Raw genomic sequence first — 21,236 nt, forward strand, 5'->3', positions numbered from 1 at the left:
TTAAGGGTTAAGGCGGCGATGGTGGTGGATAGCGGCGGCAATCACCGGCTTGAGGCGGGCAAAGTCGTCAGCGGGCGCGGCGGCGGCAGGTGCCGCCTTCGGTACTGGGACCGGTTCAGGGAAGAAACGGTTGACGGCGGCGGACATGCCGCGGATGGCGAAAATCAGCAAGAACAGAAACGCCAGCACGAACCCCATGCCGAGGAACATCAGAGTGAAGCCTTCACCTAATAGCACCGAACTATTCATAATAAAGTCTCAAATTTAATAATCTAAAATAGAAAAGTAATATCAGGCATTAATAGAAGGGATAAAATACCGGTAGTAAAATCATACTAACGATAAAACAAACCAAACTAATCGCCAATCCGGGTTTTAAGAAATCTTTAAATTTAACATTCCCCGGGCCAATAATCATTGAGTTTGCTGGAATAGCCATTGGGGTACAAACAGCAACACTACTCGCAATAAAAACAGCAATAACAACTGCACGAGGGTCTGCGCCAATAGATTGTGCGATAGTCCATCCTACCGGGCATAACAACGTACATGCTGCAGTGTTACTCATTACTTGAGTCAAAGCCCATGTAAGTATCCACAATGACGCCATAATAATCATAACGCCAGAATCTCCGGTTACTGAAATAACGGCATTGGCAATCATTTCTCCAGCACCAGTAGAATTAAGCGCGGCACCTAAAGGCATCATAAACGCAAGCATGAAAACAGTTAGCGTTTCAAAAGAATTAAAAGTTTCCTTTTGTGTTAAAACGCCAGCGAATACAAGAACAATAGCCGCACAACATGCAATAATATGCATTGGAGGCAGAAACTTAATATAATCAGTTGCCACCATTCCAGCGATAGACAGAATAAAAACGGCTAAAGTTAAATTTCTATGCCAGGCCGGAATTTGGCTATAATCCATTTGAGAATCAGATTGTGTATTTCCATCACGATCTGCGATGAGTTTTGAACCGAAGAAATAGAGAAATATAGAGCATGCAATCAGCAAAGGAATACCAATTTTAGCGTATTCGAAAAATGGCACCGACAGACTTCCCTTACTAAAAGTTTCAATAGTATTTTTAGCAATCAGATTTCCTGGCGAACCGATAATAGAAATGTCAGCACCGATTGTTGCCCCAAAAACCAGAGGCATAAGAAGTTTAATAGGCTTAATCTGACTACTGGCGGCAATACCTAAAACAATAGGAATTAGCACAGCAACTGTTCCGCTATTAGAAACAAAGGCAGACATAACTCCACCAATAAGAAAAATCAATACACTAAGGCTTCTTTCTGTTTTAGCATATTTTAGTAAAATTTTACTTGATTGCCATGCCAAACCTGTTTTAAAAAATGCCGCACCGAGTACACACATGGCGACGATAAGAATAACATTCGCATTTACGATTGAAGCAAAAATATCCTTAGCATCGATAACACCGGTAAAATAAAGTGCCATTGGGACCATAAACGCAACTAATCCCATAGGAAGACGATCGCTAACAAAGATAATTATTGCAACCACTAAAACCAACAAAGTAATAATCGCTGGTGACATGTATACGTCCTTATATTATTAGGGTACAAAAACAACTCATTACAGTCATGAATACAACTGCAACAAGCATAAATCACATGTTATACTAAAATTACATCTAATTAATTTCTATTGAGAAAGAATACACTCACATAAATAACAACACTTACCCGACAAAGGCATAACATATTCTTACTGCTTTTGTTTCTGTTTAATCAAATAATTTCCTCTTAAAATCTGTCTGTGTATAATGCTACTTATATAAATGAAACTCATCCAATGCTAATAAGGTTGCAGCTTATGCAATATCGGCATCACCTCGAACTAACATGGCTCGAAGACTGTCTGGCTCTAAAAGAAACGTTGAATTTCTCAAAAGCGTCTGCCTCAAGATATGTGACTCAACCCGCATTTAGTCGTCGGATACAATCTCTCGAAGAATGGGTGGGGACGCCCCTTTTTGAAAGAAGTAAACGGGGAGTCACCCTTACCAAGGCCGGAGAAGTATTTACAGACCAGCTTCCCGAACTGATCCACTCCTTGTACACATTGAAAAGTGATACCCTTGAGGCTGCAGGTAATAAACAACCTAGTCTTGTTTTTTCAGCAACGCATGCTTTGTCTTTCTCTTTTGTACCGCATTTGTTAAAACAGAGTGATAAAATTGCAAAATTTGGTTCATTTCGTCTTTTATCTGACTCATTGAATGCGTGCGAAAAAATGATGCGGCAGGGAGATTCACAATTTTTGCTGTGTCACCATCACCCACATATGCATCTAAATTTAAATAAAAATAACTTTATGAGCATTCGTCTTGGGTTTGATACATTAATTCCATTCAGTAAACCAGACTCAGAAACGTTAAAACCGTTGTGGAATATAAATAATAAGATTCAATTCCCTTACCTTTCTTTTTCATCACAATCAGGTCTGGGAAGAATAATAGCAAATACAGCGTCTATTAACAGAATTACCCATAATATAAATGTTGCCTTTGTGGCCGATCTGGCTGCAACACTATTGGCAATGGTCAGATCTGGCGATGGTGTTGCCTGGATACCTCAAAGCCTTGCCAGGCAAGATATAGAGGCTAAAACTATTGTTACTGCAGCGGAAAAAGAAAGCAATTTATGGGTCCCCATAGAAATAAGACTTTATAGACCAGCCAAGAGAATGCCTCCAGATGCCGAAGAGCTATGGGAAATTTTTGTTGAAGAACAAATATAATTATTTAATTGTAAAATGTTCTTTAATATAATCCTCAATGAATTTAATTAACGCTCTGGTTGCATATGATAAATATTTATCTTTCTTCCAGGCCAAACCAATCGTAACATAAGTCGGCTCAGTCATGGCCTTGGTTATTACTTTTTCGGCTTTAAGATCGACAGCGTCCAAAATGAAAGAAATTCCTTCATTTTTAGCAACCAGATCTATGTCGGTTTGAACCCTGTTTGATGATAGAAAAATATGTGTATGAATTCCTCGCTTTGTACATTCTTCAATAATCGTTTTTCTATGCCAGGAATCTTTTTTCATTAGTATCAATGGCTCATATTGTAGATCTTCCCAATCGATACTATCCTTTTTTGCCAGGGGATGTTTATCTGACATACATACCACGTGCTGCTGAGTCATTAATGGTACCGTAACTAATTCTTTTGGACAGTCATTAATAATAACAATAGCAAGATCCAGCTCTCCAGCAGAAAGTTTATCATGTAAACCAAAAGTCCCCTCTTCAACAAGAGAGAGTTCCATCTCTGGATAAATCTCTCGGAAATGCTTGAAGAGCGGTGAAAAAAGAAACAAACTTATCATCGGTGGGATCCCCAAAGTTACTATGCCACCATTTTCATTACGATAATCTTTCATTTCCGCTACGCTATTTTTTAACGCAATAAGGATAGGTTCAATTTTTTGTAAGAAAAACATGCCCTCCTCAGTAAGGACAAGTTTATTTTTCTTTCTGTCAAATAATGTCACCCCTAATTCAGTCTCTAACTTCTTAATAGCAATGGTGATATTAGGTTGAGAAACAAAATGCCGCTCAGCAACTCTGGTTAAGTTACCTAACAAAGAAGCGCTTACAAAATATTCTAATTGTCTAATTTCCATCTATTTTCCACTACTATAAATAAAATTTATCATTTAATAAAAATAACATATTTCCTTCCTACAATGAATACGAATATCATGAAAATGTGATCAATGGATAAAACAATGCAACATAGCACTGGAGGGAGTATGAGTCGTATATTAAATACAGAAATTATCATTCCGGTTATCGAAAAACTTGTAAAAAAAGCTTGTTATGAACTGGATGATAATCTCATGTGTTCTTTTCGTAAAGCATATGATAAAGAAGAGTCAAAGATCGGCAAGGAAACCATTAAGATATTAATTGATAATGGAGAGTATGCAAAAAAAGAACAACTTGCATGCTGCCATGATACCGGCACTTGTATCGTTATAATGGAAATTGGACAACATGTATGCTGGGAAGGTAAGCCGCTTAAAGATCAGGTGAACCAGGGTGTTCGCCAGGGCTATGAAAATGGATACTTAAGAAAATCCATGGTTGCAGATCCATTAGAACGTATTAATACTAATGATAATACTCCTGCAATTTTACATACTGAAATTGTTGATGGTGACCGAGTGACAATTACCGTTATGCCAAAGGGCGGCGGTAGCGAAAATATGGGAACTTTTAAAACATTGCTTCCCGGCGATGGTATTGATGGTATAAAAGATTTTGTTCTGGAAACTGTCCGTCGTGTAGGAGGCAATCCATGCCCTCCTTATATTATTGGTATCGGCGTTGGCGGTACAATGGATCACTGTTCGTGGATGGCGAAGAAAGCATTATTACGCCCTCTTGGTGAGTTCAATGCTAAACCACTTTATGCCCAGCTCGAAGCTGAATTATTAGAGGCCGTGAATAATACAGGGATCGGCCCTTTAGGTATGGGCGGGCGTATTACGGCGTTAGGCGTGCATGTCGATTACTATCCTTGCCATATCACTGCACTGCCAGTCGCAATCAATTTCCAATGTAATGCAAGCCGCCACGCTAGTGAAATCATTTAATACCTGGAGAAGCTATGATGGAATTAACATTACCATTGACTAAAGAGAAAGCGAAAACTCTTAAGGTCGGCGATATATTATTTCTCACTGGATTTGCTTACACCTGCCGTGACGCCGCGCATAAAAAAATCGAAGTAGCGCTTAGTAACGGAGAAAAATCACCGGTCGATTTTCAAAATCAAACGATTTACTATGCTGGCCCCTGCCCTGCCAGACCTGGTTTACCTATTGGCTCCAACGGCCCTACAACGGCCGCGCGTATGGACCCATTTGTAGAAATGATGTTTCAACAAGGGGCAACTGCGTTTCTTGGCAAAGGCGATCGTGCTGATTATGTCGCTGAGCTTTGTAAAAAATACGGTGGGGTTTCGCTACTCGGGATTGGAGGAGCGTCTGCAATTAATACAAAACATGTTAAATCAGTAGAAATTGTTGCCTACGAAGAATTAGGAACAGAATCCATTAAGAAGTTATATTTTGACCGCTATAGAGTCATTGTAGGAATTGATTCGGAAGGAAATACTCTCCAGAAGCAGGAAGTACCCAAGTACGCCAAATAATAATACATTAATATTGGCAATATCGGTCCGGTAGGCTGTTACCGGACCGATATGTTTTCTATCCTGCACTTCACCACAGGATAGAAACTAAACTTAGCCGCGACGGGCTTTTACCGCTGCCGACAACTGACGAAGCAGCGCATCGGTATCTTCCCAGCCAATACAGGCGTCAGTAATGCTTTTACCGTAGGTCAGCGGCTGACCGCTTTCCAGACTCTGGTTTCCTTCTACCAGATGACTCTCTACCATCACGCCAATAATCGCTTTTTCACCGCCCGCTATCTGCTGACAGACATCGGCGCAAACCTCCATCTGCTTTTGAAATTGCTTACAGGAGTTGGCATGGCTGAAATCGATCATGACCTGCGGCGTCAGTCCCGCTTTGGTGAGGCCTTCTTTCACCTCAGCAACATGCTGCGCGCTATAGTTTGGCGCTTTACCGCCGCGCAGAATGATATGGCAGTCGCCGTTGCCGCTGGTATTCACAATCGCCGAATGACCCCATTTAGTGACGGAGAGGAAGCAATGCGGCGCGCCGGCGGCGTTGATGGCGTCAATGGCGACTTTAATCGTGCCATCAGTACCATTTTTAAAACCGACCGGACAAGAGAGGCCAGACGCCAGTTCGCGATGAACCTGGGATTCAGTAGTCCGCGCGCCAATGGCGCCCCAGCTCATCAGATCGGCCAGATATTGCGGCGTGATCATATCGAGGAATTCGCCGGCGGCAGGCAGGCCGCTGTCGTTAATATCCAGCAGCAGTTTGCGCGCAATACGCAGACCGTCGTTAATCTGGAAACTGTTATCCATATGCGGATCGTTAATCAGCCCTTTCCAGCCGACGGTGGTACGCGGTTTCTCAAAATAGACGCGCATGACAATTTCAAGCTCGCCTTGAAGCTCATCACGTAGCGCCAGCAAACGGGCGGCATACTCTTTCGCCGCTGCCGGATCATGAATTGAACAAGGACCGATCACCACCAGCAGACGATCGTCATTGCCTTTGAGAATTTTATGGATGGCTTTGCGCGCGTGAGCAACGGTATTCGCTGCATTTTCCGTAGCGGGAAACTTTTCCAGCAGCGCGACCGGAGGTAATAACTCGTTGATTTCTTTAATGCGTAAATCGTCGTTCTGATAATTCATGTTTATTCCAGTGTTGCCGTACTTATCCCAATGAATGCAATCCCTCCAATCTATCTCTTCAATTAAATAGTGTAAACGGGCTTTTACACTTTGAACGGAATAATCCTGGAATTCAGGAAAAAAACGCACAAATGTAGCGAAAAATGGGATCTAACCTACACTTTTTAACTGTAACCACTCTGTTTATGAATTATTGCAAGATTCTCTGCTGCGTTAACCCGCGGCGGCGAACGTTTTTTATCCCTTATTTGAGGATTTGACTGACACGTGCACTGTTGGAAGAGGTTATCCGACATATCCACCATAACAGGAGCATCTTATGAAAATGACAAAACTGACTACGCTTTTACTCACCGCTACCCTCGGCCTTGCCAGCGGCGCAGCGTTAGCTGCTGAATCTAACGCGCAATCCAGTAATGGCCAGGCGAACTCGGCGGCAAATGCCGGTCAGGTTGCCCCGGACGCCCGCCAGAATGTAGCGCCGAATGATGTGAATAACAACGACATCAATACCAACGGCAATACTAACAGCACGATGCAGCATCCAGACGGTTCAACCATGAATCATGACGGAATGACCAAGGATGAAGAGCATAAAAATACCATGTGTAAAGACGGTCGCTGCCCGGATATTAATAAAAAAGTGGAAACCGGTAATGGCGTCAATAATGACGTGAATACCAAAACCGACGGTACCACACAGTAATGCAGAAAAAAGTCTGATAACGGGAGAGCTTTCGCTCTCCTTTTTATTTTGTCAGCGAAAAATCAGTATGATGTCTACAGTATTGATGAGAATAACAAAGGAATGACGTTATGGCGCACTCACACTCTCATGCCGATTCACACCTGCCGAAAGATAATAATGCTCGTCGCCTGCTTTTCGCCTTTATCGTCACTGCCGGATTTATGCTCCTTGAGGTGGTGGGCGGGATACTCTCCGGCTCTCTGGCGTTGTTGGCGGATGCGGGACATATGCTCACCGACGCGGCGGCCCTTCTCTTTGCGCTGCTGGCGGTTCAATTCTCCCGTCGTCCCCCGACTGTTCGCCACACTTTTGGCTGGCTAAGACTCACCACTCTGGCGGCCTTTGTGAATGCCATTGCGTTGGTGGTCATTACCCTTCTCATTGTCTGGGAAGCGATAGAGCGCTTTTACACGCCACGTCCGGTGGCGGGCAATCTGATGATGGTGATTGCGGTTGCGGGTCTGCTGGCGAACCTGTTTGCGTTCTGGATTCTCCATCGGGGAAGCGATGAAAAAAACCTGAACGTGCGCGCTGCCGCGCTACATGTGATGGGCGATTTGCTGGGTTCCGTCGGCGCAATAGTCGCCGCGCTGATCATTATCTGGACGGGCTGGACGCCAGCGGACCCGATTCTCTCTATTCTGGTTTCGGTACTGGTGTTACGCAGCGCCTGGCGTTTGTTAAAAGATAGCGTCAACGAATTGCTGGAAGGCGCGCCGGTTTCGCTGGATATTAATGCCTTACAGCGCCATTTAAGCCGGGAAATCCCCGAAGTCCGTAACGTACACCATGTGCATGTCTGGATGGTCGGCGAAAAACCGGTCATGACATTGCACGCTCAGGTCATTCCGCCACACGACCATGATGCGCTGCTGGAACGTATCCAGGATTTTCTGATGCACGAATACCATATTGCGCACGCTACGATTCAGATGGAGTATCAAGTGTGTCACGGCCCGGACTGTCATCTGAATCAGACGCCATCCGGGCATGTTCATCACCATTAACGGGAAAGCGCGCGCGATCCTCGCTCCCGCGCGCTGTTTATCCACAGGCGGCTACCGTTCACGGCGATAAATGTCAGGATCAGATATTCCAGCGACATCGCATAGACGCCCTGCAAAGCAAAAATCACCACACTGATCACGTTGATTACCACCCACAGGAGCCAGTTTTCGACATATTTGCGTGTCATCAGAATCATCGCCGCGATAGACAGCACCATCATGCAAGAGTCCCAGAACGGGAAAGCGTCCGGTTGCAGTACAGGCATTGTCACCTGTAACCCCAGCATCTGCATAATGGCGACGGCCACGCGCGTCAGGACGGCGAATACGGGATCGATATATCGCGTCATCAAACCGATAGCTATCACACATATCGCCAGCCATGCCATTGCTTTTGGCAACGGCAGCCAGCGGATTTTAAGCTCGGCTTGATTATCCTTTGTTTGCCGCGACCACGCATACCAGCCATAAATATTGGCGGCAAAGAAAAAGAGTTGCAGCAACAGGCTGGCATAAAGCTGGATCTGAAAGAAAATAATCGCAAACAGGGTGACGTTAACCAGCCCAAAAAAGTAGTTGCTGATCTTCTCCAGACTGGCAAGCCAAATACAGAGCAGGCCGGCGATGGTTCCTACCGCTTCGATCCACGAGAGATCGTACCCGCCAGCGCCAATCGGAATATGAATCAGTATGTTGTGTGTACTAAAAAAATCCATTCTCTCCCCCAAAGATTTCCGTCTTTACGCCCGAAGTGTAGTCGCAAAATCCAGCATCCGGTTGAGGGGCAGTAATGCGCCCTCGCGTAGCGCCGCATCAACCTGTATTTCATGCGCCGCGCCTCCCTGCTCCAGCCCTTCAGCAATGGCTTTCAGGCCATTCATCGCCATCCACGGACAGTGCGCGCAGCTACGGCAGGTCGCCCCCTCGCCAGCCGTGGGCGCTTCAAGCAGCTCTTTTTCAGGCACCGCCTGCTGCATTTTGTAGAAGATGCCGCGATCGGTCGCCACGATAAGCTGTCTGTGCGGCAGCGTTTTTGCCGCCTTAATAAGCTGACTGGTGGAGCCCACCGCATCGGCCATCTCGACAATGGACTGCGGCGATTCAGGGTGAACCAGAAGAGCGGCATCGGGATAGATTTTTTTTAAACGGGTCAACGCCTGAGTTTTAAACTCGTCATGCACGATACACGCTCCTTGCCAGCACAGTACATCGGCCCCGGTCTGTTTTTGCACGTAATTCCCCAGGTGTCTGTCCGGCGCCCAGATAATTTTTTCCCCCAAACTATCCAGATGCTCAATCAGTTCTACGGCGATACTGGAGGTCACAACCCAGTCCGCACGCGCTTTAACAGCAGCCGAGGTGTTAGCATAGACCACTACGGTTCTGTCAGGGTGCGCATCACAAAAAGCGCTAAATTCGTCTATTGGGCAGCCTAAATCCAGCGAACATTCCGCCGCCAGGGTAGGCATAAGAATGGTCTTTGCCGGGCTGAGGATTTTGGCGGTTTCCCCCATAAACCGTACGCCCGCTACCAGCAGCGTGGATGCGGCGTGCTTCGCGCCGAAACGGGCCATTTCCAGTGAGTCGGAAATACAGCCGCCGGTTTCTTCTGCTAACTGTTGAATTTCCGGATCGGTGTAGTAGTGCGCCACCATGACGGCATTGCGCTCTTTGAGCAACCGCTTGATTTTCTCACGATAAAATTGCTTTTCATCGTCGTTCAACGGCGTTGGTTTCGGCGGGAACGGGTAGATTGCGGCTTGTGGGTCAAACATTACGCTCATCGTGGCTTCTCGTTTTACTGACTTAACGAAACAACCGAATGAAAGCGTAATAAACGCCACAATCGGTTAGTTTGTTTTATATGCTAAACAAGATAGCTGATTCAATAAGGAAAGTCACAATAATTACGTAGCCCCGTATCTGATGGCGGCGTAACGTCTTATCTGGCCTACGTGAGCGGTGCCGTCTGTAGGCCTGATAAGCGCAGCGCATCAGGCAAGACCCAAACCTGCGGCAGGTTCGAATCTTCCATATCGCAGATAGCAAAAAAGCGCCTTTAGGGCGCTTTTTTACATTGGTGGGTCGTGCAGGATGACTCGGCTTCGCCTCGCCCTTCGGGCCGTTGCTGACGCAACGTTATCCTTCACGCTCAACATCTGAGTTTGATGTTAAATTGGTGGGTCGTGCAGGATTCGAACCTGCGACCAATTGATTAAAAGTCAACTGCTCTACCAACTGAGCTAACGACCCCTTGGATAAGGGTTACTGCTTCAATCATTCAGGATGGTGGGTCGTGCAGGATGACTCGGCTTCGCCTCGCCCTTCGGGCCGTTGCTAAAGCAACGTTATCCTTCACGTTCTCTACCAGTTACCACCTTGTATATTGGTGGGTCGTGCAGGATTCGAACCTGCGACCAATTGATTAAAAGTCAACTGCTCTACCAACTGAGCTAACGACCCATACGGGTGCTGCCTGAAAGATTTTACTCGGACCATCTAAAGATGGTGGGTCGTGCAGGATGACTCGGCTTCGCCTTGCCCTACGGGCCGTTGCTGACGCAACGTTATCCTTCACGTTCAACATCTGAGTTTGATGTTAAATTGGTGGGTCGTGCAGGATTCGAACCTGCGACCAATTGATTAAAAGTCAACTGCTCTACCAACTGAGCTAACGACCCGAGTGGTGGGTGATGACGGGATCGAACCGCCGACCCCCTCCTTGTAAGGGAGGTGCTCTCCCAGCTGAGCTAATCACCCGATACTACGCTGGATATTACTGACTAACCGAAGTTAGTGGTGGGTTGTGCAGGATGACTCGGCTTTGCCTCGCCCTACGGGCCGTTGCTGACGCAACGTTATCCTTCACGTTTTATTCTCGTTTCCACCGAACGATTGGTGGGTCGTGCAGGATTCGAACCTGCGACCAATTGATTAAAAGTCAACTGCTCTACCAACTGAGCTAACGACCCACTTTTACGTTGCTTTCGAGTTGTTTAATATCCCGTGGCAACGGCGGCATATATTACTGATTTCAGATTTGAGCGCAACAAAAATTTCGACGCAGAGGGCTCAACTGCTTAGGAATCGCACGACGCGACCAGAAAAAAGGCGTTTTCTGGTCGCATGGTACGCATTACATCGCGTTAAGACGCTTCTGCGCCTGTTTCGCGCCATCAGTGCCAGGATATTTGTTAATCACCTGCTGATAAACCGCTTTCGCTTTTGCCGTATCACCTTTGTCCTGCATGATAACGCCAACTTTGTACATCGCGTCCGCAGCCTTCGGCGACTTAGGATAGTTTTTTACTACCGAGGCGAAATAATAGGCGGCATCATCTTTTTTACCCTTGTTGTAATTCAACTGGCCCAGCCAATAATTGGCGTTCGGCTGATAAGTAGAATCAGGGTATTTCTTGATGAAGTTCTGAAACGCCACAATCGCATCATCCTGGCGAGACTTATCCTGCACCAGCGCAATTGCCGCATTGTAATCGGTATTCGCATCGCCACTTTGTACCGGCGCCCCTGAGGTTGCCGTACCGGCATCCGGGGCGGGGGTCGCAGTGGTTGCCGTCCCGCTCTGGTCACCAGCCGCTGGCTGCGCTGCGCCGCCATTATTTAAGCTCCCCAGCTGCAGCATAATTTGCTTCTGGCGCTCCATCACCTGATTCAGTTGATACTGATTTTCCTGGATTTGGCCGCGCAAAGAATCGATATCAGACTGATTATCGGAGAGCTGCTGCTGAAGTTGGGTTAAAAGCTGGCTGTGAGCGTTAGAGATACGCTCAAGTTGAGTGACGCGGTCTTCGACCGAGCCTGAGCCGACACTACTGATTGGCGCCTGAGCAAAAGCGGCCCAGGGGGCCGCTATGCCAACCAGTAACGACAGACTCAACAGGTGATGTCTGAAGTTACTGCTCATGCAATTCTCTTAGTAAACCAGTACAGCGCGACGGTTCTTAGCGTAAGCCGCTTCGTCGTGGCCCAGTACGGCAGGTTTTTCTTTACCGTAAGAAACGATGGAGATCTGGTCAGCGGAAACGCCTTTACCCTGCAGGTACATTTTAACGGCGTTAGCACGACGTTCGCCCAGGGAGATGTTGTACTCAGGCGTACCACGTTCGTCCGCGTGACCTTCTACGGTGACTTTGTAAGACGGGTTGCTACGCAGGAAGTTAGCGTGCGCATCCAGCATTGCCGCGAAGTCAGAACGGATATCGTACTTGTCGAGATCGAAGTAAACGATGTTGTTCTGCTGCAGCTGCTGCATCTGCAGACGCGCTTGCTCTTCAGACGACATATTGCCGCTACCGTTCGAATCCATACCCGTGCCGGCGCCGTTCAGCATACCGCCTTCGCTACCGTCATTGCTGGCGTTCTTGTTGGAAGAACATGCCGCGATTGCCATAACAGGCAGGGCAATCATCAGGCCCTTCAGCACTTTGTTCAGTTGCATTTCTTTAATTCCTTTAGTAATCAATTAATTATTATCACAGATACGGCGACCAGGCAGGCGATTTCACCTGACCATCAGTTGCCGGAAGACGCGCTTTGAAACGCCCATCTGTAGAAACCAAATTCAGCACAGATCCCATCCCCTGAGAAGAGCTGTAGATTACCATCGTGCCGTTAGGTGCCAGACTTGGCGTTTCATCCAGGAACGTTGACGACAGAACCTGTACGCCCCCCGTCACCAGATCTTGTTTGGCAATGTGCTGCTGCCCGTTATTTGAGCTTACCATTACCATAAATTTACCGTCGCTGCTGACATCCGCATCCTGGTTTTGCGAACCTTCCCAGGTAATACGTTGCGCCGCACCGCCGTTAATGTTCATTTTATACACTTGCGGACGTCCAGCCTGGTCAGAAGTAAAGGCCAGAGTCTGGCTGTCCGGGAACCAGGTCGGCTCCGTATTGTTGCTACGCCCGTCCGTTATCTGACGAATCTGGCCGGAGGCGAGATCCATAACGTACAGGTTCAGACTTCCGGTTTTCGATAACGCGAACGCCAGTTTCGTCCCATCCGGCGAGAAGGCCGGCGCGCCGTTGTGACGCGGGAAGGACGCAACCTGACGCACTGCGCCGTTTGCCAGCGTCTGGATAACCAGCGCGGAGCGACCGCTTTCAAATGTCACGTAAGCCAGTTTTGAGCCGTCCGGAGACCACGCCGGAGACATCAACGGCTGCGGAGAACGGTGCACCACAAACTGATTGTAACCATCGTAATCCGACACACGCAGTTCATACGGGAACTGACCGCCATTAGTCTGTACCACATAGGCGATACGAGTACGGAACGCGCCCTTAATGCCCGTCAGTTTTTCAAAGACTTCGTCACTGGCGGTATGGCCTGCATAACGCAGCCACTGCTTGTTCACTTTATAAGAGTTTTGCGCCAGTACAGTCCCCGGCGCGCCGCCAGTGTCAACCAGCTGATAAGCAACATTGTAGGAACCGTCCGGATTCGGCGTTACCTGCCCAACGACGACGGCATCAATACCCAGCGCAGACCATGCGGTAGGCTGAACTTCCTGAGCGGTGGCTGGCTGCTGCGGCAGTCGGGACCGGTCTAGCGGATTAAATTTACCGCTATTGCGTAAATCTGCCGCCACGATGCCACCGATATCTTCAGGCGCAGCGCCCGGCCCGGCCCATTTAAAAGGCACAACGCCAATCGGTCGCGCCGAGTCCACCCCCTGGGTGATCTCGATACGGACTTCTGCGTGCAGCACTGCCGCCCACAGCATCAGAAAACCAAATGCTACTCGTAATGCCTGCTTCATCATATCTCCCATACCTGGGCCTGCGACCCACGATAATTTAGCAGAATGTTAACAAACTCAAATACACAAAACCACCAGGACCAGTAACAACTCAACTGCTCCAACTTCCATAAAGAAAAGTATCTACAGTTTAAAGTCTAGTTTGGCATCCTTTATTTTCTCATAAACAGCCTGGCTTGGCGGTTTAGGAATTTTCGCGGTTTTTGCCGCCATTAACGCCGCCTGACAAAGCGCCGGATCGCCGCCCTCAGACGTAATGCTTTTTAATGAGCCATCCGGCGCCAGGCTAATATGCAAGACACATTGTTTGCCCTGATACAGGCTCGCATCATACAGACGGCTCTGAATCGCGACCTGAATCTGTTTCGCGTAGGCGCTGATATCAGCGCCTGTCGCCCCACCGTTAGCGCCCGATGTACCGCTATCTTTCGATGGCTGGCCATTCCCTTTCGCGCCGCCGCCGGTTTTCGGCGCATTCTTACCCGAGCTGAGATCGCCAAGCAGATCGTCGACGCCTTCTGCGGCGGCCGCTTTTTCGGCAGCCGCTTTCTTCTTAGCGTCCGCCGCTGCTTTCGCCGCCGCGGCATCCGCTTTCTTCTTCGCCTCCGCCGCCGCTTTCGCCGCCTCGGCATCCGCTTTCTTCTTCGCCTCCGCCGCTGCTTTCGCCGCTTCGGCCTCCGCTTTCTTCTTCGCCTCCGACGCAGCTTTCGCCGCTTCGGCCTCTGCTTTCTTCTTCGCGTCTGCCGCCGCTTTCGCCGCTTCGGCTTCCGCTTTCTTCTTCGCGTCCGCCGCCGCTTTCGCCGCTTCGGCTTCCGCTTTCTTCTTCGCGTCCGCCGCCGCTTTCGCCGCTTCGGCCTCCGCTTTTTTCTTCGCGTCCGCCGCCGCTTTCGCCGCTTCTTCGGCCTGTTGCTGCTGCTGTTGCGCCAGTTTTGCCGCTTCTTCAGCCTGCTTTTGTTGCTCCTGAGCCGCTAAACGTTCTTTCTCAAGTTGTTTCAACCGCTCCTGTTCGGCAGCCTGCTTCTGCTGCAGCTCCTCTGCTTGCTGCTGTTGCAGCTTTTTACGCTCTTCTTCCGCGCGTCTGGCGCTGGCCTGTTGATCCTGCTGACGGTTGTACTGCTGCACAACGGCGCCAGGATCGACCATCACCGCGTCGATAGCGGAACCACCGCCGCCGCCGGCAGAAGCCTCTATATGCTCATCAAACGAACTCCAGATCAGCACTGCAAATAAGATGATATGCAGCACGGCTGAAATAATTATCGCCCGTTTGAGCTTGTCGTTTTGTTCGGTTGCCTTTGACACTCTCGGTTCCCAAAAAACTGTTCGCCTGTTACTCGCCGTCTTTCAAGCCAACGGGACGCAGACTTCAGATTGGCTGCGTCATTAAGCCAACCGATTTTACGCCCGCGCTGTGTAACAAGTTCAGCGCTTTAATTATTTCATCGTACGGCACCTCTTTCGCGCCGCCGATTAAAAAGACTGTTTTCGGATTAGCCTGCAGATGACGCTTTACTTCTGCGATCACCTGTTCAGACGGCAGTTGATCCATTCGATCTTTATCAACCACTACGCTGTATTGCCCTACTCCGGAAACCTCAATAATGACCGGTGGATCGTCGTTACTACTGACCGCCTGCGACTGATTCGCCTCCGGCAAGTCGACCTCCACGCTCTGGGTAATGATCGGCGCGGTTGCCATAAAGATCAGCAGCAACACCAACAGTACGTCGAGTAGCGGTACAATATTGATTTCGGACTTAAGTTCGCGACGACCTCGTCCACGCGTTCTGGCCATGGCTTACCCCTTGTTGCTTTCGCTTACGGTAAACGCCTGGCGGTGCAGAATCGCGGTGAACTCTTCCATAAAGTTGTCGTAATTCAGTTCCAGCTTGTTCACGCGCTGATTCAGTCGGTTGTAAGCCATAACCGCAGGGATAGCGGCAAACAGACCAATCGCCGTGGCAATCAATGCTTCGGCAATACCCGGCGCAACCATTTGCAGAGTCGCCTGTTTCACCGCGCCCAGGGCGATAAACGCATGCATAATCCCCCATACGGTGCCAAACAGACCGATATAAGGACTGATAGAGCCTACCGTGCCAAGAAACGGGATATGCGTTTCCAGCGTTTCCAGCTCTCGGTTCATGGAGATGCGCATCGCACGCGACGCCCCCTCTACCACTGCCTCCGGCGCATGGCTGTTGGCGCGATGGAGCCGGACAAACTCTTTGAACCCGCTATAAAAAATTTGTTCCGAGCCCGACAGACTATCGCGTCTCCCCTGGCTTTCCTGGTACAGACGCGATAGTTCGATTCCGGACCAGAACTTATCTTCAAACGCTTCCGCCTCACGCGCAGCGGCGTTCAGGATACGCGTTCGCTGGATAATGATGGCCCAGGATGCTATTGAAAAACCAATCAAAATCAACATGATAAGTTTAACCAGAAGGCTTGCCTTCAGGAACAAATCAAGGATATTCATGTCAGTCACTGCTTAAACTCCGCGACAATAGACTTAGGAAGCGCACGAGGCTTCATTTTGAGTGGATCAACGCAAACAATCAGAACCTCTGCTTCATTTAGCAGCGTGTTCTCTGCGTTGACAATGCGTTGCGTGAAAACCAAAGCGGTGCCACGCATTGACGTAATTTCTGTTTGAACTTCAAGCATATCGTCGAGCCGCGCAGGCGCATAGTATTCCAGCGTCATCTTGCGCACCACAAAGGCGACCCGCTCCGCCAGCAGCACCTGTTGGCTGAAGTGATGGTGACGCAGCATCTCCGTGCGCGCTCTTTCATAAAAAGCGACATAGCTGGCGTGATAAACCACACCGCCGGCGTCCGTGTCTTCGTAATAAACTCGAATTGGCCATCGAAACATATACTTATTCATCCCTGCAGCCTCTTTGTTGGCGTCATCCGCTTGCCGCCGTAATGCCTCAAGAATGCCGTTGTATATCGCCTTGTATTCACTTTACATCCCGGTAATGCAACAAAAGTAGAGCTTTTAAACGTTGCTACTATACGCGTGGGAATGAGGCTTGGGAATGGGGGGAAGTTAAGGGAGAGTAAAAATATATGGGCTTATGCAAGCCCCTATATTTTTAAGGAGGTTTCTTATTCACAAGAAGAAGAAAATCAGGCCGACGATAAGGACGATATCCGCAAGGAGCGGACAAAAAATCCCTTGCCAGTGTACGGATTCAGGGCGAAACCCCACACCGTGGATTATGCCTGCGCAAACCGCCCACATCAGCAATAATCCGTGCCAGATTTCAAGCGTGCTGGTCCTGGCGGCAAACCGTGACGGGTCCCAGAACATACATCCTGCCAGCACTATCGCCATCACGAAGGAAAGCGCCCTTAAGGGGCGCTTGTCCATTACCGCATACAGTTTTGCGATAATATGGGTCATTAGCTTTCTTCTTGACCGGTTTTACCCGCTTCAACGTGCTCAAGCGCCAGGGCGGTAATGATCCCGAATGCACAGGCAAGAAGCGTTCCCAGAATCCATGCGAAATACCACATTTTAAGCTCCTTACTTTAGTACAGAGAGTGGGTGTTGCTTTCAATATGTTCTTTAGTGATACGACCGAACATTTTCCAGTAACACCAGCTGGTGTAGATCAGAATGATCGGTACGAACACCGCCGCAACCCAGGTCATCAGGTTCAGCGTCATCTGGCTGGATGTCGCATCCCACATGGTCAGGCTGGCATTCATCATCGTGCTGGACGGCATCACAAATGGGAACATAGCGATACCCGCCGTCAGAATAATGCAGGCCAGGGTCAGCGAAGAGAACAGGAATGCCCACGCGCCTTTCTCCATACGGGAAGTCAGGATAGTCAGCAGCGGCAGAACCACGCCCAGAGCCGGAACCAACCACAGGATCGGAGCATTATTAAAGTTCACCAGCCAGGCGCCAGCTTCACGCGCCACTTCTTTAGTCAGCGGGTTAGAGGCGGCATGATGATCAATCGCGGATGTCACGACATAACCATCAATACCATACATTACCCAAACGCCCGCCAGCGCAAAGCACACTAATGTCACCAGCGCCGCAATCTGCGAGGTGGCGCGCGCGCGCAGGTGCAGTTCGCCAACGGTGCGCATTTGCAGGTAAGTCGCCCCCTGCGTGATGATCATCCCTACGCTTACGATACCCGCCAGCAGACCAAACGGGTTCAGCAACTGGAAGAAGTTACCGGTGTAGTACAGACGCAGATACTCATCTACATGGAACGGTACGCCCTGCAACAGGTTGCCAAAGGCCACGCCAATCACCAGCGGCGGCACAAAGCTACCGATGAACACGCCCCAGTCCCACATGTTGCGCCAGCGCGGGTCTTCAATCTTGGAACGGTAATCAAAACCGACCGGACGGAAGAACAAAGACGCCAGCACCAGGATCATCGCCACATAGAAACCGGAGAACGCCGCAGCGTAAACCATCGGCCAGGCAGCAAACAACGCGCCGCCCGCGGTGATCAACCACACCTGGTTACCGTCCCAGTGCGGGGCGATAGAGTTAATCATAATTCGACGTTCGGTGTCGTTACGACCGAGGAAACGGGTGAGCATCCCCACCCCCATGTCGAACCCATCGGTGACGGCGAAACCAATTAGCAAAATGCCAACCAGCAGCCACCAGATAAAACGTAGTACTTCATAATCGATCATTTGACGACTCCTGTCTTAGCGTGCCGGCTGAGAAGTCACGGTGGACTGCTCAAAGTGATAGCGACCGGTTTTCAGGCTGCTTGGGCCAAGGCGTGCAAATTTGAACATCAGGAACAATTCTGCCACCAGGAACAGGGTATACAGGCCGCAAATCAGGAACATGGAGAACAGCAGATCGCCCACGGTCAGCGATGAGTTCGCCACGGCTGTCGGCAACACTTCGCCGATCGCCCACGGCTGACGACCATACTCGGCGACGAACCAACCTGCTTCAACCGCAATCCACGGCAGTGGAATACCGTACAGCGCCGCGCGCAACAGCCATTTTTTCTCACCGATGCGGTTACGAATCACGCTCCAGAAGGAAAGTGCGATGATCGCCAGCAGCAGGAAGCCGCACGCCACCATGATACGGAAAGCGAAGTACAGCGGCGCAACGCGAGGAATGGAATCTTTCGTCGCTTGCTGGATCTGCGCTTCGGTCGCGTCAGTCACATTAGGCGTATAGCGTTTCAGCAGCAGGCCGTAACCGAGATCTTTCTTCATGCTGTTAAACTGGTCGCGAACGGCCTGGTCGGTAGAACCGGCGCGCAGCTGCTCCAGCAGTTCATAGGCTTTCATCCCGTTACGGATACGCTCTTCATGCTGAACCATGAGATCTTTCAGGCCAATAACCGGCGTGTCCACGGAACGCGTAGCGATAATGCCGAGCGCATAAGGGATCTGAATCGCCAGATGGTTTTCCTGTTTGTCCTGGTCAGGAATGCCGAACAGGGTAAAGGAGGCCGGAGCAGGTTGCGTTTCCCATTCAGCTTCAATCGCAGCGAGCTTGGTTTTCTGCACATCGCCCATTTCGTAACCGGATTCGTCACCGAGTACGATAACGGACAGTACGGCAGCCATACCGAAGCTGGCAGCAATAGCAAAGGAGCGTTTAGCAAAGGCGAAGTCACGACCTTTCAGCATGTAGTAAGCGCTGATACCGAGGATGAACATCGCGCCGGTGACATAGCCGGACGCCACAGTGTGAACAAATTTCACCTGTGCTACCGGGTTCAGTACCAGTTCAGAGAAGCTCACCATTTCCATACGCATGGTTTCGAAATTGAAATCCGCAGCGATTGGGTTTTGCATCCAGCCGTTCGCTACCAGAATCCACAACGCGGAGAGGTTGGACCCCAGAGCCACCAGCCAGGTGACGCACATATGCTGAACTTTACTCAGACGATCCCAGCCGAAGAAGAACAGACCTACAAAGGTGGATTCGAGGAAGAAGGCCATCAAACCTTCGATGGCCAGCGGCGCACCGAAGATGTCCCCAACATAGTGGGAGTAGTACGACCAGTTTGTCCCGAACTGGAACTCCATGGTCAAACCGGTAGCCACACCCAGAGCAAAGTTGATACCAAACAACTTGCCCCAGAACTTGGTCATATCTTTATAAATCTGTTTGCCGGAAAGGACGTATACCGTTTCCATAATGGCCAGCAGGAACGCCATACCGAGCGTTAGCGGCACAAACAGGAAGTGGTACATCGCGGTCAAGGCAAACTGTAAGCGCGACAGTTCGACTATATCTAACATCATGACTCCTTGCTCATCGCATGAAGACTCCGAGAGTGAACCCCGTTAGAAAGGGTCACACGCATGCCCCAATACAAATTTATTTGCGGCCTTCCATCGTACTATCCCCTCGGGAAGGAAACAGTAATGATGAAAAGTTACAAACATGTTAATAAAAAACCCAAATTGATCCCGCAAATATATTACGCCGTAAAACCCTTACAATAAACAGGTTTTTAGTGGGTCAGATTTGCTTTTTTCGACAGCGATCAATTTATGGCTAATCTATCGCTTTTCAGGGAATTTGATCACGGACAATTTAACCAGTTTTGATGCTCTTTTCCAACATTTAAATATTGATTAAAATCAATTTTTGAAGTTAATGTTAATAATGTTTATTCATTGAATGCATGGTGAATTTTTTGTTAACTTTTTGTTTTTGCAAAGAGTAATTTCAAACCCCCTGTAAAAAGAGGCTTATTCGATAAGGCTAAACATTTTGTGCGTTTTTTACTGCCCCGCATCCAGTAAAAAACATTCCACATTGATGTTCAATTATTGCTAAATAGCTCACAGATTTTTTCTGCAGATTATCAACACTTATTATTTTATACATTTAGTCTATTTTTATTTTACTTATAATTAACACCGCAAAGAAACTATCTCATTGCACACGCGCCATCATCCCACCGTGATTACCCTGCCCCAACTTCCCTTTCCCGACGACTAACGGCCAGGATCATCTTGCCAGGTTATCGCCTTAATTATCGCTAATAAGCTTTCCAGATAGCCAGAAACAAACATTTTATTCGCTACTTTTTCTTTATTTCAATAACACCGTATTTACCTCTCTATAATTATTATAGCGAAGATTCTGTTATCACCTTCACAGATTCACCCTCAATTTCTACGTCACTCATAGTGATAATTCTGTTTATTCGCAGCCATAAATACCCTTTAAACATGATTAATCACGAACGAATAGTGTCAATAAGTTCTTAATAATTTTTAAAGTTAACCTCTTTTAACCAGCAAAAGTTCATATAATTTATTAAACGATATCTTTAATACTTCAGGGAAATAATGCCGGTACTCTTATGATTAA

Annotated in this window: 22 protein-coding genes and 5 tRNA genes; 5 read left to right on the forward strand and 22 right to left on the reverse strand. The window is 48.5% G+C overall.

Annotated elements, in window-relative coordinates; genetic code table 11:
- Together ACH0WD_RS17370 and ACH0WD_RS17375 are read right to left on the reverse strand one after the other, a co-directional pair.
- Positions 1 to 249, reverse strand: a complete 249-nt coding sequence (locus tag ACH0WD_RS17370) for an oxaloacetate decarboxylase subunit gamma (protein ID WP_001089087.1) — start codon at positions 247 to 249, stop codon at positions 1 to 3.
- Between the two features lie 49 nt (positions 250 to 298).
- Entirely contained in the window at positions 299 to 1,567 is a 1,269-nt protein-coding gene (locus ACH0WD_RS17375) for an SLC13 family permease (protein WP_000074129.1), read from the reverse strand.
- Between the two features lie 222 nt (positions 1,568 to 1,789).
- On the opposite strand from ACH0WD_RS17375, the gene ACH0WD_RS17380 reads away from it, so the two are divergent.
- Entirely contained in the window at positions 1,790 to 2,773 is a 984-nt protein-coding gene (locus ACH0WD_RS17380; protein WP_000282119.1) for a LysR family transcriptional regulator, read from the forward strand.
- Here ACH0WD_RS17380 and ACH0WD_RS17385 read toward each other — a convergent pair whose 3' ends face one another.
- Complete coding sequence (locus ACH0WD_RS17385) at positions 2,774 to 3,664, reverse strand: LysR family transcriptional regulator (protein ID WP_006683387.1); 891 nt, start codon at positions 3,662 to 3,664, stop codon at positions 2,774 to 2,776. It lies immediately after the preceding gene.
- A 129-nt stretch (positions 3,665 to 3,793) separates the two neighbouring features.
- Between ACH0WD_RS17385 and ACH0WD_RS17390 the strand changes: the two genes are divergently transcribed.
- Positions 3,794 to 4,639, forward strand: a complete 846-nt coding sequence (locus tag ACH0WD_RS17390) for a fumarate hydratase (RefSeq protein WP_000086831.1) — start codon at positions 3,794 to 3,796, stop codon at positions 4,637 to 4,639.
- Positions 4,640 to 4,653: 14 nt separating this feature from the next.
- Entirely contained in the window at positions 4,654 to 5,199 is a 546-nt protein-coding gene (locus ACH0WD_RS17395) for a FumA C-terminus/TtdB family hydratase beta subunit (protein WP_000970374.1), read from the forward strand.
- Positions 5,200 to 5,292: 93 nt separating this feature from the next.
- Here ACH0WD_RS17395 and aroG read toward each other — a convergent pair whose 3' ends face one another.
- Positions 5,293 to 6,345: a 3-deoxy-7-phosphoheptulonate synthase AroG gene (aroG, locus tag ACH0WD_RS17400; protein ID WP_001109234.1), complete on the reverse strand. Its 1,053-nt coding sequence runs from the start codon at positions 6,343 to 6,345 to the stop codon at positions 5,293 to 5,295.
- A gap of 319 nt (positions 6,346 to 6,664) precedes the next feature.
- Here aroG and ACH0WD_RS17405 point away from each other — a divergent pair, with 319 nt between their 5' ends.
- Positions 6,665 to 7,051, forward strand: a complete 387-nt coding sequence (locus ACH0WD_RS17405) for a YbgS-like family protein (RefSeq protein ID WP_000784380.1) — start codon at positions 6,665 to 6,667, stop codon at positions 7,049 to 7,051.
- A 110-nt stretch (positions 7,052 to 7,161) separates the two neighbouring features.
- Positions 7,162 to 8,100, forward strand: coding sequence for a CDF family zinc transporter ZitB (gene zitB, locus ACH0WD_RS17410; protein ID WP_000951250.1), 939 nt, complete (start codon positions 7,162 to 7,164; stop codon positions 8,098 to 8,100).
- Here zitB and pnuC read toward each other — a convergent pair.
- The 18 genes from pnuC to cydA all read right to left on the reverse strand — a co-directional run bounded on the left by pnuC (position 8,097) and on the right by cydA (position 20,152).
- Positions 8,097 to 8,816: a nicotinamide riboside transporter PnuC gene (gene pnuC, locus ACH0WD_RS17415; protein WP_000345367.1), complete on the reverse strand. Its 720-nt coding sequence runs from the start codon at positions 8,814 to 8,816 to the stop codon at positions 8,097 to 8,099. The genes zitB and pnuC overlap by 4 nt on opposite strands.
- A 24-nt stretch (positions 8,817 to 8,840) precedes the next feature.
- Positions 8,841 to 9,884, reverse strand: a complete 1,044-nt coding sequence (nadA, locus tag ACH0WD_RS17420) for a quinolinate synthase NadA (protein ID WP_000115331.1) — start codon at positions 9,882 to 9,884, stop codon at positions 8,841 to 8,843.
- Positions 9,885 to 10,277: 393 nt separating this feature from the next.
- Positions 10,278 to 10,353, reverse strand: a tRNA-Lys gene (locus ACH0WD_RS17425).
- A gap of 134 nt (positions 10,354 to 10,487) precedes the next feature.
- A tRNA-Lys gene (locus ACH0WD_RS17430) sits at positions 10,488 to 10,563 on the reverse strand.
- Positions 10,564 to 10,705: 142 nt separating this feature from the next.
- Positions 10,706 to 10,781, reverse strand: a tRNA-Lys gene (locus ACH0WD_RS17435).
- Positions 10,782 to 10,784: 3 nt separating this feature from the next.
- A tRNA-Val gene (locus ACH0WD_RS17440) sits at positions 10,785 to 10,860 on the reverse strand.
- A 136-nt stretch (positions 10,861 to 10,996) separates the two neighbouring features.
- Positions 10,997 to 11,072, reverse strand: a tRNA-Lys gene (locus ACH0WD_RS17445).
- Positions 11,073 to 11,236: 164 nt separating this feature from the next.
- On the reverse strand, positions 11,237 to 12,025 hold the full coding sequence (gene cpoB / locus ACH0WD_RS17450) for a cell division protein CpoB (RefSeq protein ID WP_000097553.1): 789 nt from the start codon (positions 12,023 to 12,025) through the stop codon (positions 11,237 to 11,239).
- Between the two features lie 9 nt (positions 12,026 to 12,034).
- Positions 12,035 to 12,559, reverse strand: coding sequence for a peptidoglycan-associated lipoprotein Pal (pal, locus tag ACH0WD_RS17455; protein ID WP_001176623.1), 525 nt, complete (start codon positions 12,557 to 12,559; stop codon positions 12,035 to 12,037).
- A 34-nt stretch (positions 12,560 to 12,593) separates the two neighbouring features.
- A complete protein-coding gene (tolB, locus tag ACH0WD_RS17460; protein WP_001562341.1) occupies positions 12,594 to 13,886 on the reverse strand; it encodes a Tol-Pal system beta propeller repeat protein TolB in 1,293 nt (430 codons plus the stop codon).
- A gap of 123 nt (positions 13,887 to 14,009) precedes the next feature.
- Positions 14,010 to 15,188: a cell envelope integrity protein TolA gene (gene tolA, locus ACH0WD_RS17465; RefSeq protein ID WP_000030571.1), complete on the reverse strand. Its 1,179-nt coding sequence runs from the start codon at positions 15,186 to 15,188 to the stop codon at positions 14,010 to 14,012.
- Between the two features lie 64 nt (positions 15,189 to 15,252).
- Entirely contained in the window at positions 15,253 to 15,681 is a 429-nt protein-coding gene (gene tolR, locus ACH0WD_RS17470) for a colicin uptake protein TolR (RefSeq protein WP_000124676.1), read from the reverse strand.
- Between the two features lie 3 nt (positions 15,682 to 15,684).
- Positions 15,685 to 16,377, reverse strand: coding sequence for a Tol-Pal system protein TolQ (gene tolQ, locus ACH0WD_RS17475; RefSeq protein WP_000131318.1), 693 nt, complete (start codon positions 16,375 to 16,377; stop codon positions 15,685 to 15,687).
- Positions 16,374 to 16,778 carry a tol-pal system-associated acyl-CoA thioesterase gene (gene ybgC, locus ACH0WD_RS17480; RefSeq protein WP_001046240.1) on the reverse strand — a complete coding sequence of 135 codons (405 nt, stop codon included), beginning with the start codon at positions 16,776 to 16,778 and terminating at the stop codon, positions 16,374 to 16,376. Before ybgC ends, tolQ begins: the two co-directional genes overlap by 4 nt.
- 228 nt (positions 16,779 to 17,006) lie before the next feature.
- The gene (ybgE, locus tag ACH0WD_RS17485) at positions 17,007 to 17,300 is read right to left on the reverse strand and encodes a cyd operon protein YbgE (RefSeq protein WP_000148790.1); all 294 of its coding nucleotides are present in this window, start codon (positions 17,298 to 17,300) and stop codon (positions 17,007 to 17,009) included.
- Entirely contained in the window at positions 17,300 to 17,413 is a 114-nt protein-coding gene (gene cydX, locus ACH0WD_RS17490; protein WP_000270278.1) for a cytochrome bd-I oxidase subunit CydX, read from the reverse strand. Before cydX ends, ybgE begins: the two co-directional genes overlap by 1 nt.
- 15 nt (positions 17,414 to 17,428) lie before the next feature.
- Positions 17,429 to 18,568: a cytochrome d ubiquinol oxidase subunit II gene (gene cydB, locus ACH0WD_RS17495; protein ID WP_000568258.1), complete on the reverse strand. Its 1,140-nt coding sequence runs from the start codon at positions 18,566 to 18,568 to the stop codon at positions 17,429 to 17,431.
- 15 nt (positions 18,569 to 18,583) lie between these two features.
- On the reverse strand, positions 18,584 to 20,152 hold the full coding sequence (gene cydA / locus ACH0WD_RS17500) for a cytochrome ubiquinol oxidase subunit I (RefSeq protein WP_000884369.1): 1,569 nt from the start codon (positions 20,150 to 20,152) through the stop codon (positions 18,584 to 18,586).
- Positions 20,153 to 21,236 lie beyond the last annotated feature (1,084 nt).

Origin of the sequence: Salmonella sp. 2020_1395 (assembly GCF_043848115.1) — a bacterium.
GTDB lineage: Bacteria > Pseudomonadota > Gammaproteobacteria > Enterobacterales > Enterobacteriaceae > Salmonella > Salmonella enterica.